The 17142-nt window shown below is 68.1% G+C and carries 14 protein-coding genes and 1 tRNA gene; 6 read left to right on the top strand and 9 right to left on the bottom strand.

Features of this window, described 5'->3' with window-relative positions; genetic code table 11:
* Positions 1–30: 30 nt before the first annotated feature.
* The 6 genes from HQ314_RS04045 to aceE all read right to left on the bottom strand — a co-directional run bounded on the left by HQ314_RS04045 (position 31) and on the right by aceE (position 8589).
* Positions 31–1464 (bottom strand): acyl-CoA carboxylase subunit beta, encoded by a 1434-nt coding sequence (locus HQ314_RS04045; RefSeq protein WP_222630462.1) that lies wholly within the window; start codon positions 1462–1464, stop codon positions 31–33.
* Between the two features lie 130 nt (positions 1465–1594).
* Complete coding sequence (locus HQ314_RS04040) at positions 1595–2845, bottom strand: KasA/KasB family beta-ketoacyl-ACP synthase (protein ID WP_027505755.1); 1251 nt, start codon at positions 2843–2845, stop codon at positions 1595–1597.
* Positions 2846–2853: 8 nt separating this feature from the next.
* Entirely contained in the window at positions 2854–3165 is a 312-nt protein-coding gene (gene acpM / locus HQ314_RS04035) for a meromycolate extension acyl carrier protein AcpM (protein WP_027505756.1), read from the bottom strand.
* Positions 3166–3356: 191 nt separating this feature from the next.
* Positions 3357–4274 carry an ACP S-malonyltransferase gene (locus HQ314_RS04030; protein ID WP_222649306.1) on the bottom strand — a complete coding sequence of 306 codons (918 nt, stop codon included), beginning with the start codon at positions 4272–4274 and terminating at the stop codon, positions 3357–3359.
* A gap of 128 nt (positions 4275–4402) precedes the next feature.
* Positions 4403–5767 carry a CdaR family transcriptional regulator gene (locus tag HQ314_RS04025; RefSeq protein WP_081821256.1) on the bottom strand — a complete coding sequence of 455 codons (1365 nt, stop codon included), beginning with the start codon at positions 5765–5767 and terminating at the stop codon, positions 4403–4405.
* Positions 5768–5802: 35 nt separating this feature from the next.
* Positions 5803–8589, bottom strand: coding sequence for a pyruvate dehydrogenase (acetyl-transferring), homodimeric type (aceE, locus tag HQ314_RS04020; protein ID WP_239533026.1), 2787 nt, complete (start codon positions 8587–8589; stop codon positions 5803–5805).
* A gap of 370 nt (positions 8590–8959) precedes the next feature.
* Between aceE and HQ314_RS04015 the strand changes: the two genes are divergently transcribed.
* From HQ314_RS04015 to HQ314_RS04000, 4 genes are all read left to right on the top strand, one after another.
* Positions 8960–9382 carry a DUF3052 domain-containing protein gene (locus tag HQ314_RS04015; RefSeq protein ID WP_027505760.1) on the top strand — a complete coding sequence of 141 codons (423 nt, stop codon included), beginning with the start codon at positions 8960–8962 and terminating at the stop codon, positions 9380–9382.
* The gene (locus HQ314_RS04010; RefSeq protein WP_204868236.1) at positions 9382–9846 is read left to right on the top strand and encodes a peroxiredoxin; all 465 of its coding nucleotides are present in this window, start codon (positions 9382–9384) and stop codon (positions 9844–9846) included. The genes HQ314_RS04015 and HQ314_RS04010 overlap by 1 nt, the downstream gene beginning before the upstream one ends.
* Before the next feature lie 31 nt (positions 9847–9877).
* A tRNA-Val gene (locus HQ314_RS04005) sits at positions 9878–9949 on the top strand.
* A gap of 4 nt (positions 9950–9953) precedes the next feature.
* Entirely contained in the window at positions 9954–10256 is a 303-nt protein-coding gene (locus HQ314_RS04000) for a DUF1272 domain-containing protein (protein WP_308119221.1), read from the top strand.
* A 69-nt stretch (positions 10257–10325) separates the two neighbouring features.
* Here the strand turns inward: HQ314_RS04000 and HQ314_RS03995 are convergent, their stop codons facing one another.
* Both HQ314_RS03995 and HQ314_RS03990 read right to left on the bottom strand, forming a co-directional pair.
* Positions 10326–11483: an iron-containing alcohol dehydrogenase gene (locus tag HQ314_RS03995; protein ID WP_222630469.1), complete on the bottom strand. Its 1158-nt coding sequence runs from the start codon at positions 11481–11483 to the stop codon at positions 10326–10328.
* Positions 11484–11589: 106 nt separating this feature from the next.
* A complete protein-coding gene (locus tag HQ314_RS03990; RefSeq protein ID WP_042575241.1) occupies positions 11590–13080 on the bottom strand; it encodes a CoA-acylating methylmalonate-semialdehyde dehydrogenase in 1491 nt (496 codons plus the stop codon).
* 120 nt (positions 13081–13200) lie between these two features.
* Between HQ314_RS03990 and HQ314_RS03985 the strand changes: the two genes are divergently transcribed.
* A complete protein-coding gene (locus HQ314_RS03985; protein ID WP_222630477.1) occupies positions 13201–14106 on the top strand; it encodes a LysR family transcriptional regulator in 906 nt (301 codons plus the stop codon).
* On the opposite strand, the gene HQ314_RS03980 is transcribed toward HQ314_RS03985, so the two are convergent.
* A complete protein-coding gene (locus HQ314_RS03980) occupies positions 14100–15569 on the bottom strand; it encodes an MFS transporter (RefSeq protein ID WP_027505769.1) in 1470 nt (489 codons plus the stop codon). The two genes, HQ314_RS03985 and HQ314_RS03980, sit on opposite strands and share 7 nt — an antisense overlap.
* Positions 15570–15758: 189 nt before the next feature.
* On the opposite strand from HQ314_RS03980, the gene HQ314_RS03975 reads away from it, so the two are divergent.
* Positions 15759–17138: an amidase gene (locus HQ314_RS03975; protein WP_027505770.1), complete on the top strand. Its 1380-nt coding sequence runs from the start codon at positions 15759–15761 to the stop codon at positions 17136–17138.
* The last annotated feature ends 4 nt before the right edge of the window (positions 17139–17142 follow it).

Genomic DNA, 17142 nt, shown 5'->3' with positions numbered 1-17142 from the left:
ATGCGCAAAAGGCTCACGGGGCGACGCCACTCAGAGCGGGATGTTCTTGTGGCGACCACGGCGCGCCGGGGCGTCCGCCAGCGCGCGGGTGAGAGTGCTGCGGGTGGCGGCCGGATCGATGATCGCGTCCACGACGCCGATGCCCACGGCCCGCTCGACACCACCGGCGATGGCCTCGTGCTCGGCCGTCAGACGGTCGTGCAGCGCCTCGCGCTCGTGATCGGGCGCCGCTGCCAGTGCCTTCTTGTGCAGGATGCCCACGGCCGCCTTGGCGCCCATGACCGCGACCTCGGACTCCGGCCAGGCGTAGACGGCCGTTGCTCCGAGAGCCCGTGAGTTCATCGCGATGTACGCGCCGCCGTAGATCTTGCGGGTCACCAGTGTCACGCGGGGCACGGTGGCCTCGGCGAACGCGTGCAGCAGTTTGGCGCCGCGGCGGACCACGCCCTCCCACTCCATGCTGACGCCCGGGAGGTATCCGGGGACGTCCACGACGACGACGAGCGGGATGCCGAAGGCATCGCACAGGCGGACGAAGCGGGCGGCCTTCTCGGCGGACTCGGAGTTGAGGCACCCACCGAGGCGGATCGGGTTGTTGGCGATGACACCGACCGAGCGACCGCCGAGGCGGCCGAGCCCGGTGACGATGCTGCGCGCCCAACCACCCTGGAACTCCTCGAAGGACGACTCGCCCTCGACGTTGTCGAGCAGCTCGTGGACGACCGGGTGCACGTCGTACGCGCGGCGGTTCGACGCGGGCAGGAGTGCCTTGAGATCGGTGTCGCCGTGCTGGGCGGCGGCCAGGTCGAACTCGCCCTGCTCACTGAACATCGACACGAGCCGACGTCCCCGTGCGAGGGCGTCGAGTTCGTCGTCGGCGACGATGTGGCAGACGCCGGACTTGCGGAAGTGGGTGTCGGGCCCACCGAGCGAGGCCATGTCGACCTGCTCGCCGGTGACGCTGCGCACCACGTCGGGACCGGTCACGAAGACCCGGCCCTCGGGGGCCATGATCACGACGTCGGTGAGCGCGGGTCCGTACGCGGCGCCGCCGGCGGCGAATCCGAGCACGACCGAGATCTGCGGAACGGTGCCCGACGCACGCACCATGGCCTCGAAGACCAGCCCGACGGCGTGCAGAGCCTCGACGCCCTCGGCGAGACGGGCCCCACCGGAGTGCCAGATGCCGACGATGGGCGCTCCCGAGTCCAGGGCCTCGTCGATGGCGGAGACGATGTGCTTGCAGCCGTCGACTCCCATGGCGCCGCCCATGACGGTGGCGTCGGAGCAGTAGGCGATGGTGCGGACTCCGTCGATCTCACCCGAGGCGGCCAGCACACCGGACTTGTCACGGTCGTGCAGCGGGGTGGTCGTACCGGAGTCGAAGAGCTTCTCGAGACGAGCGAGGGGGTCGCGCGGGTCACGCGACGAGGAGTGGCGGGTGTGCGGAGCGAGGACGGTCATCGTGTTCTCCCCTTCATACTGCCGCTCCCGGCAGGGGAGTGGTGGTGCGGGCGAAGACCCGGCGACCGCGGTCGCCGGACCTCCGCCCTCGTGCGCGTACGACTGTCACGCCGTGACGGCTGCGGAGCCGTCAGTGGCGTCCGAAGGCGAGCGCAACATTGTGCCCACCGAATCCGAACGAGTTGTTCAGTGCGTACTCGATCTCGCCGCGACGGGCCTCGCCCGACACGACGTCGAGGTCGATCTCCGGATCCTGGTTGTCCAGGTTCAGCGTGGGCGGAACGATCCCGTCCCGGATGCTGAGCACTGTCAGGATCGACTCCAGGGCGCCGACAGCGCCGATGGAGTGCCCAAGGGCCGACTTCGGTGCGTACACCGATGCGTGGTTGCCCACCGCAGCGTTGATCGCGGTGGCCTCGGCCGTGTCCCCGATGGGAGTGGCCGTGGCGTGGGCGTTGACGTGCGAGATGTCCTGCGCCGTCAGTCCCGCCGTCTCGATGGCCCGGCGCATCGCACGCGCCGCACCGGTTCCGGCAGGATCGGGAGCCACCAGGTGGTACCCGTCCGAGGTGATGCCGGCGCCGAGAAGGCGAGCATGGATCGTCGCGCCGCGAGCCTTGGCGTGCTCCTCGCTCTCGATCACCATGAGCGCACCGGACTCGCCGAAGACGAAGCCGTCACGATCCTTGTCGAACGGCCGCGAGGCCGCCTGCGGATCGTCGTTGCGTGTGCTCATGGCACGCATCATCGAGAAGGCCGCGATCGGCACCGCGTCGATGTGTCCCTCGACCCCACCCGTGACCATGATGTCCGCGTCGCCCATGACGATCATCCGCCATGCGTGAGCGATCGCTTCCGATCCCGACGAGCATGCCGAGACCGGTGTGATGACACCGGCGCGTGCACCCAGGTCGAGCCCCACGACAGCCGACGGTCCGTTCGGCATGATCATCTGCACGGCGAGCGGGGACACCTTGCGGTACCCGCCCTCGCGCATCTTCTTGTCGGCGTCGAGCAGCGCGTCTCCGCCGCCCAGGCCGGTGCCGATCGAGACGCCGAACCGCTCCGAGTCGACCTCGGGGCTGCCGGCGTTCTTCCACACCTCCTTGCCCAGGACGTATGCCATCTGCTCGACGTAGCTCATGCGTCGTTGTTCGACGCGAGAGAGAAGAGTTGATGGATTGACGGCCAGATGGCCGCCGATGCGAACCGGAAGATCGAACTCGGTGACGAAATCGTCCTCGAGCACGTCGATGCCGCTCTCCCCGTTCAGCAGTCCCTTCCACGTCGCGTCGACGTCACCGGCGATGGAGGTGGTCACCGCCAGGCTGGTCACGACGACGTTGCGGAAGCCCCCGTTGGCTGTGCTGGGCGTGGTCACGGTCGTGCTCACTCGCCTGCGGAGTCGCTCTGGTTGTCGAGCTTCGCCTTGATGGCCTCGGCGGCCTCGGGGTTCTCGGCTTCGAGCTTCTGGATGTAGTTCACGGCGTCGCCGACGGTGCGGAGGCTGGCGAGATCCTCGTCGGGGATCTTGACGCCGTACTTGTCCTCGGTCTGCACTGCGATCTCGACCATGGAGAGGGAGTCGATGTCCAGGTCGTCGACGAACGACTTCTCGACGGTCACCTCGGACGGCTCGATGCCGGTGACCTCTTCGATGATCTCGGCGAGTCCGGCGATGAGTTCTTCCTGCGTGGCCACGGAGTGGCTCCCTTCGTGTAAGGAACTGTGCACACGGCGCGACTGTGCGCCGGTGCGGATGCTGTCTCGACGAACGCTCGTTCTCGAGTCGGGCCGGCTACGTACCGGCCCCGCTCACCTCACGACGTGTGGTGAGCGATGCGCATCCCCGGCCCGGTCCGTGACGGACCGGCGGGGTTGCGCGCAGTAACCTAACCGACCGATACCGGGGCGGTGAGGCCGGAGACGTCCTCCGGAGTCTTGAGGGCGACCGTCGGGGTGCCGCGCATCTCGCGCTTGGCGATCCCGACGAGGGTGCCGGCCGGCGGGAGCTCGACGATCGAGGCGACCTCGGCCGCGCGCAGCGTCGCGGTGCACAGATCCCACCGGACGGGCCGGGTGACCTGGCCGGCGAGCTTGGCCAGTGCGTCCGCGCCGGAGGTGACCTCGCGGCCGTCGAGGTTGGAGAGCAGGCGACGCGTCGGCTCGGACGGCGTGATGGAGGCAGCTGCGGCGACCACGGCGTCCTGCGCGGGTGCCATGAAGCGCGTGTGGAACGCGCCGGCGACGGGCAGCGGGCGAATGCGCGCCTTCTCGGGCGGGTTCGCGGCGAGCTCGGCGAGGTCGGTGAGGAGACCGGCGGCCACGATCTGGCCGGCGGCGTTCCGGTTGGCGGGCTCGAGGCCGAGCTCGGTCAGACGCTCGAGGACCGCGTCCTCGTCGCCACCGAGCACGGCGGACATGCCGGTCGGAGCCAGTGCGCAGGCCTTGGCCATCTCGGCGCCGCGGATCGCGGCGAGAGCGACGGCGTCGTCGGCGGAGATGACGCCCGCGACGGCGGCTGCGGCGAGTTCACCGACGGAGTGGCCGGCGACGACCATGTTCTCCGGCAGTCCGTGCGTGCGCTCAATCTCCTCGAAGGCGAGGAGCGCAGCGGCCACGACGAGCGGCTGGGTCACGGCGGTGTCGGTGATCTCCTCCGCCGTGGCGGTGGTTCCGAGCCGCGTCAGGTCGAGGCCCGACGCCTGCGACCAGAGGGCGAGACGATCCGCGGCCCCGGGGAGTCCGAGCCACGGCACGAGCATGCCGGGTGTCTGAGAGCCCTGTCCGGGCGAAAGCACTGCAATCACGGAACTAAGAAAACACTGTGAAGGCCGTTTCAGGAGATGTTCTACGCGATGAACCTTGTCGGTCGTATTTGTCAGAACCCTACAAACGCCCTGCAGGATGGGTCGCATCGCTCCTGGCGCAAGATCCGTTACTGTATGAGATTCCCAAATGTTCCGGCTGTGACTGTTGTTATCGGTGATGGGCTTTCGTTATGGGATTGCGACAGGCGACCCACTGTTGCCGCGATTCTCAGGACGTACGCATCACGGGCATTGGTCGGATCCCGACCAGTCACCTCCGCGATTCGCTTGAGCCGATATCGCACAGTATTTGGATGAACAAACAGTGACCTGGCACACGTCTCGACCGCTCCGCCGCAATCGAGATACGCATCGAGCGTGTCCGAGAGTGCCGATCCGGCAGCCTGGAGCGGCTGGACGATGAGCTCGTTGAGCGACGTGACCGCCGCCTGATCGCCCAGCAACGCTCGTTCCGGCAATAGTTCACCCGCGTGCACCGGCCGCGGTGCTCCCCGCCATCCGACCACCGCCTGCATCCCCGCGAACGCCTCCACGGCACTCGAGTGCGCGGCGCCGAGGGTGCGGGTCGTCGGGCCGATGACCACCGGGGTGTCGGAGAAGTTGCGCATGAGGTCGTCGAGGAAGGCGGCACTGGTCGGGTCGCCGGAAAGATGACCGGAGACCACCATGACCAGACGCGTGCCCTGCACGACGGCGAGCGCGGCGCGATGGTGGCGCTGCGCCACCGTGTGCACGGTCCCGACGACGGAGACGCCCTGATCCGGTGGAGGCGATCCGACGAGCACGGTGGCCGGCGCGGTCGCGTCCCAGTTGAGGGTCGCGGCACGCGAGAGCATGTCCGAGCCGGTGTCGCCGCGGACGACGGCGTCCACCACGAGGGCCTCGAGCCGGGTGTCCCACGCGCCACGCGACTCGGCCGCGCTCGCGTACACCGACGCGGCGGCGAATCCGAGCTCGCGCCCGTAGCGCAGCACTGCTTCCGTGAGCGCGACGAGTTGCTGATCGTTGCGCGCCAGGGCCGGGAGCCACTGCTCGAAGAACTCCATGGCGACCCGCACCATGTCGACGGTCTGCCGCAGAGTCAGGCGCCGCGCCAGATCCTGCGGGATGACCTGGAACGCGTCGAGGCTGAAGCGGATGTCGCTGTCGGGGTTCTGCAACCACTCGAGGAAGTTGACGACGGCCGTCTGCACGAGCATCTGCACACTCGCGCGCTGCGACGCATCGAGGTCGCTCACGAACGGCAGCTGATCCTGCATCTGGGTCAGCGCCTCGGTGGAGAGCCTGCTGGAGAACTGTTTCACCCGTCGCAGCAGTGCATCGGGAAGCGGGACTCGTTGTTGTCTCGCGCGGATCGCGCCACCGGGTCGGTGGGCCTCCGCGGCGGCGCGGCGGAGCTCGCGGCGTTCCCGGACACGCTCCGATTCCCCCTCCGGCGAACCGTCGGGGGAATCGGGAGCGATGTCGGCCATGGCCACGAACTTACGCGGCGTGCCTGGTGCAACTGTCAGGCGACGCCCGGATCGGCCGTGGAGATCGGAGCGGCCAGGACGTCGTCGATCTGGTAGCGCTCGGCTGCCTCGACGGCCTTGTCCTTGTCCACCTCACCGGAGCGGGCGAGCGCGGACAGCACGGCGACGACGATCGACTCGGCGTCGACGTTGAAGTGCCGCCGTGCCGCGGTGCGGGTGTCGGAGAAGCCGAACCCGTCGGTGCCCAGCGTCGTGTAGTGGCCGGGAACCCACTGACGGATCTGATCCGGAACAGCACGCATCCAGTCCGACGCGGCGACGAAGGGTCCCTCCGCCTCCTGCAGCTTGCTGGTGACGTACGGGACGCGCGGCTCGTCGCCGGGGTTGCGCAGGGCCTCGGTCTCGGCGTCGACACCGTCGCGGCGGAGTTCGCCCCAGCTGGTCACCGACCAGACGTCCGCGGACACGCCGTAGTCCTCGGCGAGGAGTTCCTGCGCACGCAGCCCGGACGGCATGCCCACACCGGAGACCAGGATCTGCGCCTTCGGGCCGTCGGCCTTGCCCTTCTGGAACAGGTAGATGCCCTTCAGCAGACCCTCGACGTCGAGGTTCTCCGGCTCCGCCGGCTGGCGGTACGGCTCGTTGTACAGAGTGATGTAGTAGAAGATGTTCTCTCCACCGAATCCCTCCACACCCTCGGTGCCGCCGTACATCCGGCGCAGACCGTCCTTGATGATGTGCGCGATCTCGAACGAGAACGCCGGGTCGTACGCGACGGCCGCCGGGTTGGTCGCCGCGAGCAACAGCGAGTGTCCGTCGGCATGCTGCAGGCCCTCACCGGTGAGGGTGGTGCGGCCGGCGGTGGCGCCGAGCACGAAGCCGCGGGCCATCTGGTCGGCAGCGGCCCAGAGGCCGTCGCCTGTCCGCTGGAAACCGAACATCGAGTAGAAGATGTACAGCGGGATCATCGGTTCGCCGTGAGTGGCGTACGACGTGCCGACGGCCGTGAAGGACGACGTCGAGCCGGCCTCGTTGATGCCCTCGTGCAGGATCTGGCCGGTGACGTTCTCCTTGTAGGCGAGCATCAGTTCCGAGTCGACCGAGGTGTAGAGCTGGCCGTTGCGGTTGTAGATCTTGAGCGACGGGAACCACGAGTCCATACCGAAGGTGCGGGCCTCGTCGGGGATGATCGGCACGACGCGATGGCCGATCTCCTTGTCGCGAAGAAGTTCCTTCATGACGCGGACGAGCGCCATGGTCGTCGCGACCTCCTGCTTGCCGGAACCCTTCATGATCGACTTGTAGGTCGAGTCGGGCGGCATGGGCAGCGGCTTCGCCGACGTGCGACGCTCCGGGACGTATCCGCCCAGGGCCTTGCGGCGATCGAGCATGTACTGGATCTCGGGGGAGTCCTCGCCCGGGTGGTAGTACGGGGGCAGGTACGGATCCTTCTCGAGCTCCTCGTCGGAGATCGGGATGTGCTGGATGTCGCGGAACGCCTTGAGGTCGTCCAGCGTCAGCTTCTTCATCTGGTGGGTCGCGTTGCGGCCCTCGAAGTGCTTGCCCAGCGTGTAGCCCTTGATGGTGTGCGCCAGGATCACCGTCGGCTGGCCCTTGTGCTCCATCGCGGCGGCGTACGCGGCGTGGACCTTGCGGTAGTCGTGGCCACCGCGCTTGAGGTTCCAGATCTCGGCGTCGCTCAGATCCTTGACCAGTTCCTTGGTCCGCGGATCGCGACCGAAGAAGTTGTCGCGGACGTAACTGCCGTCGTTGGCCTTGTACGTCTGGAAGTCGCCGTCGGGCGTGGTGTTCATCAGGTTCACCAGCGCGCCGTCGCGGTCCTTGTGCAGGAGCGTGTCCCACTCGCGGCCCCACACGACCTTGATGACGTTCCAGCCGGCGCCACGGAAGAACGACTCCAGTTCCTGGATGATCTTGCCGTTGCCGCGCACCGGGCCGTCGAGGCGCTGCAGGTTGCAGTTGACGACGAAGGTCAGGTTGTCCAGACCCTCGGTGGCAGCCACGTGAGCGAGGCCTCGCGACTCCGGCTCGTCCATCTCGCCGTCGCCGAGGAACGCCCACACGTGCTGATCGGTGGTGTCCTTGATGCCGCGGTCGGCGAGGTAGTGGTTGAAGCGCGCCTGGTAGATGGCGTTCATCGGGCCGAGGCCCATCGACACCGTCGGGAACTCCCAGAAGTCCTGCATCAGACGCGGGTGCGGGTACGACGGCAGGCCGCCGCCCTGATCCGCGTGGCTGTACTCCTGGCGGAAGCCGTCCATACGCTCGGCCGGAATGCGACCCTCGAGGAACGCGCGGGCGTAGATGCCGGGGGAAGCGTGGCCCTGGATGAAGATGTGGTCACCGCCGCCCGGGTGGTCCTTGCCGCGGAAGAAGTGGTTGAAGCCCACCTCGTACAGAGCAGCGGACGAGGCGTACGTGGAGATGTGGCCACCGACGCCGACGCCGGGGCGCTGCGCTCGGTGCACCATGATCGCGGCGTTCCAGCGGATCCAGGCGCGGTAGCGGCGTTCCATGGACTCGTCGCCGGGGAACCACGGCTCGTTCTCGGTGGGGATGGTGTTGACGTAGTCGGTCGACGTCAGCGCGGGAATGGACACACGCTTCTCACCGGCACGCTCGAGCATGCGCAGCATCAGGTAGCGGGCGCGCTGCGGCCCGGAGCGCTCGAGGAGCTGGTCGAAGGATTCCATCCACTCGTCGGTCTCGTCACTGTCGATGTCCGGAAGGTACGACGCCACCCCCTCTCGGATGACGCGAACACGGCCGTCCGTGCTCGCCTTCCTGGCGACAGCGCCCATCGCGGCGTCTGCCGCGTCGGTGCGCTCTTCCTTCGTCGATTCCGACAACGTGTGTTCTCCTCGATGTGGCGGGAGCATGGTGTGCTCCCGGTCCAGTGCGAGCCGGTCCTGTGACGCCGGCCCGCTGTGCAGCTTCACGGTGATCTGGGTCAATCTCGGGTGATCGAGGTCAATCCTGCCCCATCGGACCCCGCTTGGTGCAGGTGGTTCCCGATTGGGTAAGCGTGAAATCAATGCAACGGAAAAACGCGCAGATCGCCGCGTCGGCTTGCGCCGGGGCGCCCGACCCTGTTCGCTTTGACTACTGCACACTTTGCTGTATCGCCCGGTCGGTCTCGATCGGGTTCACGACTCGAAGGAGGACACGACCGTGGTCGCCGCGGCGGACGCCCAGAACTATGCCCAGAAGCTCGGAGTCACCCGCGACATGGTCGTGCAAGAGTTGGGTTGGGACGAGGACACCGACGACGACTTGCGGGCCGACGTCGAGGAGATGATCGGCGGCGAGACCGTCGACGAGGATTCCGACGAGGTGGTCGACGTCGTGCTGCTGTGGTGGCGCGACGGGGACGGAGACCTGGTCGACGCCCTCATGGACGCCATCACCCCCCTCTCCGACGACGGTTTCGTGTGGGTCCTCACTCCCAAGACAGGCCAGTCCGGCCATGTCGAGCCCAGCGAGATCGCCGAGTCCGCACCCACCGCGGGCCTCACCCAGACCTCCACCACGAACCTCGGTGCGTGGATAGGCAGTCGGCTGGTGCAGCCCAAGGCTCAGCCCACGAAGCGCTGATGACGCTCGAGGTGGGAGTCGAGGCTCCCGACTTCACGTTGAAGGACCAGAACAACCAGCCCGTCACGCTGTCGGACTATCGCGGCACCAAGAACGTGCTGCTGATCTTCTTCCCGCTCGCGTTCACCGGCACGTGCCAGGGTGAACTGTGCCGGGTGCGCGACGAGCTGCCGAAGTTCGAGAACGACGACACCGCGGTGCTCGCCGTCTCGGTCGGTCCGCCTCCCACGCACAAGATCTGGTCCGCCGAGCAGGGATACACGTTCCCGCTCCTGTCGGACTTCTGGCCGCACGGCGCCGTGGCGCAGCAGTACGGCGTGTTCAACGAGGACCTCGGGTTCGCCAACCGCGGAACCTTCCTCATCGACACGTCCGGAGTGGTGCGGTTCGCCGAGATGATGGGTCCGGGCGAGGCCCGTGACCAGGGGGCTTGGGAGAAGGCCCTCGCCACGCTAGATTCTTGAGCGCGTTCCCCGGCTCGGTCGGGGAACGACGGGGCGTATAGCTCAGCGGTAGAGCTCTGGTTTTACACACCAGCGGTCGGGGGTTCGAACCCCTCTGCGCCCACATCATGGACATGCGGCCCAACTGCGAACGGTGCGACGTGGATCTGCCCCCGTCGTCCGTCGACGCCCATGTCTGCACCTACGAGTGCACCTTCTGCACCGCCTGCGTCACGCGCCTGTCGAATGTGTGCCCCAACTGCGGTGGCGGCTTCGCCCCGCGTCCGGTTCGACCGGCTCGCGAATGGCGGCCGGGGTTGTCGGTGGCGCTGCGACCCGGATCGACCGTGCGAGTGCACACGCCGTACACCGAAGCGGAGCTCGACGAGTTCGTGGACCAGGTGAAGGGTGTGCCGCCGGCTGAGCGGTGAACGGGGCTGACCGCCGGGCGCAGCGCGCGGCGGACCAAGCAACCCGGCGGAACAAGCAACCGGGTGGCGTCAGAACACCTGTCGGTACAGCTCCTCGATCTGCTGCGCCGTGGGGACCACCGGGTTGTTGTTCGGCGAGCCCGAGGCAAGTGCCTGCTCCGCCATCAACGGGACGAGCTTCTCCCACTTGTCCGCATCGAGACCGTGCGCGCTCGGGGATGGCACTTCGACCGTCGCGCAGAGGTTCTCGATGTAGGTGACCAGTGCTGCCGAGGCCACGTCGTCGCCGTCACCCTCATGTGCGGCGCCGAGTTGCCGCGCGCACTCCGCGTACCGCTCCGGGGCGCCGGGGATGGAGAACGCGGTGACCGCGGGCAGCAGCATCGCGTTCGACAAGCCGTGTGCGACATGGAAGTGGCCACCGATGGGTCGGCTCATGCCGTGCACCAGACACACGCTGGCGTTGGAGAACGCCATCCCGGCCTGGGTGGACGCGGCCATCATCGCGGCGCGCGCCTCGGCGTCGTCCCCGTCGGTGTACGCGCGTACGAGGAACCGTCCGATGGTGCGCATGGCGTTGAGGGCCAACGCATCGGAGATCGGGTTCGCCTTCTTGCTGACGTACGCCTCGATGGCGTGGGTCAACGCGTCGACACCGGTGTCCGCGGTGAGGCGTGGCGGCATGGACATCGTGAGTTCGGGGTCGACGACGGAGGCGATGGGGAGGAAGGACAGGCCGGGGCACAGCATCTTCTCGTCCGACTCGCTGTCGGTGATGACGGTGAACTGCGTTGCTTCCGAACCGCTTCCGGCCGTGGTCGGGATGGCGATGATGGGCAGCGCCGGTCCGGTGTACGGGCCGGGTGCCTTGTAGTCGCGCATGACGCCGCCGCCCTTGCTCAGCACCGACAGTGCCTTCGCGGTGTCCATGGGGCTCCCGCCGCCGAAGCCGATGACGGCGTCCGCGTCGTGCGCTGCGACGGCGGCGACCCCGGCGGTGAGGGAGTCGGTGGTGGGGTCGGGAACCGTCTCGGCGAACAGCGCGCCGGTCTTGCCGGCGGCCGCGATGATGCCCATGACGCGGTCCGCTGCACCCGTGCTGACCATGAACTTGTCGGTCACGAGGAGGGGGCGCTCGACTCCGAGGTCGTCGAGTACCTGGCCGAGGTCCTCGACGGCGCCGGGTCCCATACGCAGGAAGCGGGGAAAGGAAATGGATGTCGACATCGTCGTCGTGCTCCTTCTCGTGGTCGGGCGGTGCGTGATGCGGAAATGCCGATGCCGCACCGCCTCCCGAACTGCGGAGAGACGATGCGGCGCGGCGTGGACCTGACTAGTCGTTCTCGGGGAATCCCAGGTTGATGCCGCCGTGGCTGGGGTCGAGCCAGCGGGAGGTGACGGCCTTGGCGCGGGTGAAGAAGTGCACGCCCTCGGTGCCGTGGGCGTGGGTGTCGCCGAAGAGGCTGTTCTTCCAGCCACCGAAGCTGTAGTAGGCCATGGGAACCGGGATCGGCACGTTGATGCCGATCATGCCGACCTCGACCTCGTTCTGGAAGCGTCGAGCGGCGCCACCGTCGTTGGTGAAGATGGCGGTGCCGTTGCCGTAGGGGTTGTCGTTGATCAGCTGCAGCGCCTCGTCGTACGTGTCGACGCGGACGACGGAGAGCACCGGTCCGAAGATCTCGTCGGTGTAGATGCTCATCTCGGGGGTGACGTGGTCGATGAGGGTGGGTCCGAGCCAGAAGCCCTCGTCTCCGCCGTCGGCCTTCACGGTGCGGCCGTCGACGACGATGGTGGCGCCGGACTCCTCGCCCGCGTCGACGTAGGACGCGACCTTGTCGCGGTGCGCCTTGGTCACCAGCGGGCCCATGTCTGCGCCGCGGGTGCCGTCGCCGGTCTTGAGCGGGGTGGTGCGCTCGGCGATCTTGGCGACCAGCTCGTCAGCGATGTCGCCGACCGCGACGAGGGCGGAGATGGCCATGCAGCGCTCACCGGCGGAGCCGAAGCCGGCGTTGACCATGGCGTCGGCAGCGAGGTCGAGGTCGGCATCGGGGAGCACGATGGCGTGGTTCTTGGCGCCGCCGAGGGCCTGGACGCGCTTGCCGTGCGAGGTGCCCGTGGCGTAGACGTACTGCGCGATGGGGGTGGAGCCGACGAAGCTGATGGACTTGATGTTGCGGTTCTCGAGCAGCTCGTCGACGGCCGTCTTGTCACCCTGGAGAACGTTGAAGACGCCGTCGGGCAGGCCCGCTTCCTTCCACAGCTCGGCGATCCAGATGCTCGCCGTCGGGTCCTTCTCGGACGGCTTGAGCACGACGGTGTTGCCGGCGGCGATGGCGATGGGGAAGAACCACATCGGCACCATGGCCGGGAAGTTGAACGGGCTGATGATGCCGACGGGTCCGAGCGGCTGGCGCAGGGAGAAGACGTCGACTCCGGTGGAGGCGTTCTCGGTGAAGCCGCCCTTGAGCAGATGCGGGATACCGCAGGCGAATTCGACGACTTCCTGGCCGCGGCTGATCTCGCCGAGCGCGTCGGAGAGGACCTTGCCGTGCTCGGCGGTGATGATCTCGGCGAGTTCGCCCTTCTTCGCGTTGAGCAGCTCGCGGAAGTTGAAGAGGATCGCGGTGCGCTTGGACAGCGAGGTGTCGCGCCAGGCGGGGAAGGCGGCGGTGGCCGAGTCGATGACGACGCGGGCATCCTCGACGGTGGCGAGAGCGAGCTCGCCGGTGACCTGACCGGTGGCCGGGTTGGTGACGGGGGAGGTCTTGTCGGAGGTGCCGGCGAACGGCTTGCCGTCCACCCAGTGCGTGATCGTGTTCACGGAGATTCCTTCGGTCGAGTGCTGGCCTGTGACCTGAGTCTCCCTAGCAGAATTGCGTCTGTCAAAGGCCAAAGGCGCACTCTCGCGTGCAGATCTGCACGTGGTGGGTACGCTCACGGCATGTTCTCCGCCGATCACCTCCGCTTCTTCCTGGAGGTCTCGCGCCACGGGCGCCTCAACGACGCCTCGCGAGTGCTGGGTGTCGACCACACGACGGTGGGCCGCCGCATCACCAGTCTGGAGAAGGCGGCGGGCCATCGACTCTTCGATCGCACGCCGTCGGGCTGGCGGCTGACGGAGGCGGGGCGGCGCCTCGTGGGCTACGCGGAGACGGTGGAGTCGACGCTGATCGCGGCGTTCGAGGACCAGACGACGTCCGTGGGATCGCTGACCGGCTCCGTGCGGATCGCCGCCCCGGACGGTTTCGGTGCCTTCGTGCTCACGCCGCAGCTGACGCGGCTGCGCCGGGACCACCCTCGACTCGACGTCGAGCTGGTCACCGCCACGGAGCACGACGCGCTGAGCACCCGCGGCTTCGACGTCGCCGTGAGCCTGGAGCGGCCGTCACCGCGATTCATGTCATCGCGGAAGCTGGCGTCGTACGAGCTCAGGCTGTACGCGTCACCGTCCTACCTCCGCGCCGCGCCCGCACTGGAGAGCCTCGACGACCTGCGTCGGCACGTCCTCATCTGGTACGTCGACGCGCTGTTGGACGTGGTGCCGCTGCGCATCCTCGACGCCATGCACCTCGACGGTCGACCGCAGTTCCAGACCAACAACATCACCGGGCACTGGCTCGCGGCCCGCCACGGGCTCGGGATCGCACCGTTGCCCAACTACATCGGCGAACCGGACGACCAGCTGGTCTGTGTGTTGCCCGACGAGTTCGCCGTGCGCCGCGACTACTGGACCGCGATGCCTCGCGACCTCACGCGACTGGCGCGGGTGAAGGCCGTCGACGAACTACTGCGATCGATCGTCGCCGACGACGTGCACCTGCTGGCACCGGATGCGGACGATCAGTGAGCCCGTCGCGGTAGTGCGAAGACCAGGACGAACGCGAGCACGGCGAATCCGGCGCTGACTCCCATGGCGTGCGCCGCGCTGTCGGTGAACGCCGTCGCGACGGCGTCCTCACCGGGGCCCATGACGTTCAGCGAGCCGAAGAGGACGCTACCGATGATGGCGATGCCGATCGCGCTGCCGACCCGCTGCATCGTCGAGATGACACCGCTGGCGGCGCCCGCGTCGGGCCGATCGACCGTCGCGACGATGAACTGCGCATTGGGAGCGATGAAGGCGCCGTTGCCCAGGCCTGCGATGAACAGGGGCAGCAGCAGCTTCCAGTTGGTCAGGGCCGACGCATCGGTGAACAGCAGGACCAACCAGGCCCACACGAGTCCCAGGGTGACGAGGGCCGTGCCGAGCACCAGGACGTTGCGGCCGAGACGTTCGGCCAGCCTGTTGGACTGCGACGACGAGATGATGCTGCCGATCGCGAACGGGATCGACACCACGCCCGAGGCGAGCGCCGAGTTGCCGAGACCGGTCTGCCACAGGATCGAGATGGTGAAGAAGATCGACGTGAAGGCAGCGAAGTAGACGAGGGCGAGAATGACCCCGCCGGTGAACGCGGGCCGGGTGAACAGTCGCGGCGGGACAAGAGGGGTGCGGCCGGCACGCGAGTAGCGCACCTCCCACGCGCCGAACAGCCCGATGAGCACGATGCCGGCGCCGAGTGTCACATACGTCCAGGTCGGCCATCCGGTGTCCTGGCCCTCGATGAGGGGGACCAGGATCGCGACGAGACCTGCCGTGACGAGTGCGAGACCCACCCAGTCGATACCGCGCGCGGGGGCGTCGGGGGAGTCGATCTCGGAGCGGGTCGGCAAGATCTTCGCGGCCAGGATCAAGCCGATGAGTCCGAACGGCAGGTTGACCCAGAAGACCAACCGCCACCCGCTCTCGCTGCCGGCGGCCTCGATGATCAGACCGCCGATGATGGGGCCCAGTGCGGACGAGACGCCGATGACGGCGCCCATGATGGCGAAGGCCTTGCCCCGCATCTGCGGCGGGAACAGCAACTGGATGTAGGCGGTGACGGCGGGGACGAAGATGCCGCCCGCGAGTCCCTGCACGATGCGCGCCGCGACGAGCTGCAGATCGTTCTGCGCGAGTCCACACGCGAGGCTGGCCACCGTGAAGAGGGCGAGTCCGGTGAAGAACACCCACTTGTGGCCGATGCGGTCGCCCACCCGACCCGCCGGGATCAGTGCCAGGCCGAACGCGAGCGCGTATCCGGAGATGATCCAGGACAGGGTGGCCTCGGACGCGTCGAGGCTCGTGCGGATGGTGGGGAGCGCGACGTTGACGATGGTCGTGTCGAGCAGGGCGATGAACATGCCCATGAGCAGGACGATCAACGACTGCCAGGCGCGTCGGGAGACCGCGGGGGCCGCGTTGTCGGCCGAGGTGGAAGTGGTAGACACCCGAGAAACCTTTCGCACAGGACAGTAACTGACGACCGTATTCGGTGAAGACGTGAGTCTCGGACCGGTCGTGGCCGCATTCTCTAGAGTTGCGTGCACCACGGAGCGCGGCGCACGGGGTGCAGCGTTCCCCGCGGGACGCGCACGCAATCACCGCTTCGCCGGTGACGGAAGCGAGGGGGATCTTCGATGACACATGCGTTCACGGACGATGCGTTGGGGCGCGACGACGCGGTGGGGCTCGCGCTGCGAGTGCGCAGGCGCGAGGTCTCCGCCGCGGAACTGGCGTCGGCGGCACTGTCGCGCATCGAGAAGATGGCCGAGTTGGACGCGCTGGTGGGGCCACCACTGACGACTCCCGTCGTCGGCGACCAGGCGGGGCCGTTCGCGGGTGTGCCGACGCTGATCAAGGACAACAGCGACGTCCGAGGGCTGCCGACGGGCCAGGGCTCCGAGATCATCCGTGCTCGTCCCGCGGACCGGCACGGTCCCGTGGCCCGCGAGATGCTCTCGATGGGGTTCGGTGTCATGGCCAAGACGACGCTGCCGGAGTTCGGACTCAGCGCGTCGACCGAGTTCCCGACCCGGCCGCCCACCCGGAACCCCTGGAACACCGAGTACTCGACGGGCGCGTCCTCGGGCGGATCCGCGGCGCTGGTGGCGGCGGGGGCGGTTCCCCTCGCACACGGCAACGACGGCGGCGGCTCGATCCGGATCCCAGCGGCCTGCACGGGGCTCGTGGGCCTCAAGCCGTCGCGCGGCAGGTTCGTGCTGCCGGCGCTGGAGAAGCTGCTGCCCGTCGCGATCGTCTCCGAGGGCGTGCTGACGCGCAGTGTCCGTGACACCGCCGCGTTCTGGGCAGCGGCCGATCACGCGAGTGCACGACGCCTGCGACCGATCGGCACCGTGACGGGCCCGTCGGCGCGGCGACTGCGGGTCGGTGTGATCCGGCAGTCGCCCGCGGGCGGCCCCACCGACGTCGAGACGCTCGCCGCGCTGGACGACGCCGCCGCGCTCCTCGAGCGCCTCGGTCACACGGTGGACGAGATGACCACCGTGCCGATCGACCCACGCTTTCCCGAGGACTTCGTCGAGTACTGGTCGTTCCTCGCCTACGTTCTGCAGAAGACGACGCCGCGTCTCGAGGGCCGCACGGAACGCGACTTCGACACGCTCACCGTGGGACTCGCGGACCGCTTCCGTCGTACGCGGTACCGATTGCCGTCGGTGGTGCGTCGACTACGCAGGGCCGGTGCCGACTACGCGTCGATGTTCGCGAGCGTCGACCTGGTGCTGTCCCCGGTGCTCGGGCACACCACGCCGCGGCTGGGGCATCTGTCGCCGCACGTGCCGTTCGACGAGTACCTCGAGAGGCTCACGTCCTACGCCGCGTTCACTCCGCTGCACAACGTGGCGGGCGCGCCGGCGATGTCGCTGCCGCTGGGGCGCTCGAGCGCCGGACTGCCGGTGGGGGTCATGTTCTCCGGTGTGCAGGGCGACGAGCGAACGCTGCTCGAGGTGGCCTTTGAGATCGAAGGCGCGGCACCGTGGCGTTCCCTCGCCGACTGACACG

It is taken from the genome of Rhodococcus sp. BP-332 (genome assembly GCF_019836065.1).
In the GTDB taxonomy this organism is placed as follows: domain Bacteria; phylum Actinomycetota; class Actinomycetes; order Mycobacteriales; family Mycobacteriaceae; genus Rhodococcoides.
Note: the sequence above shows the minus strand (reverse complement) of the source record. Positions and strands in the feature narration are given on the sequence as shown.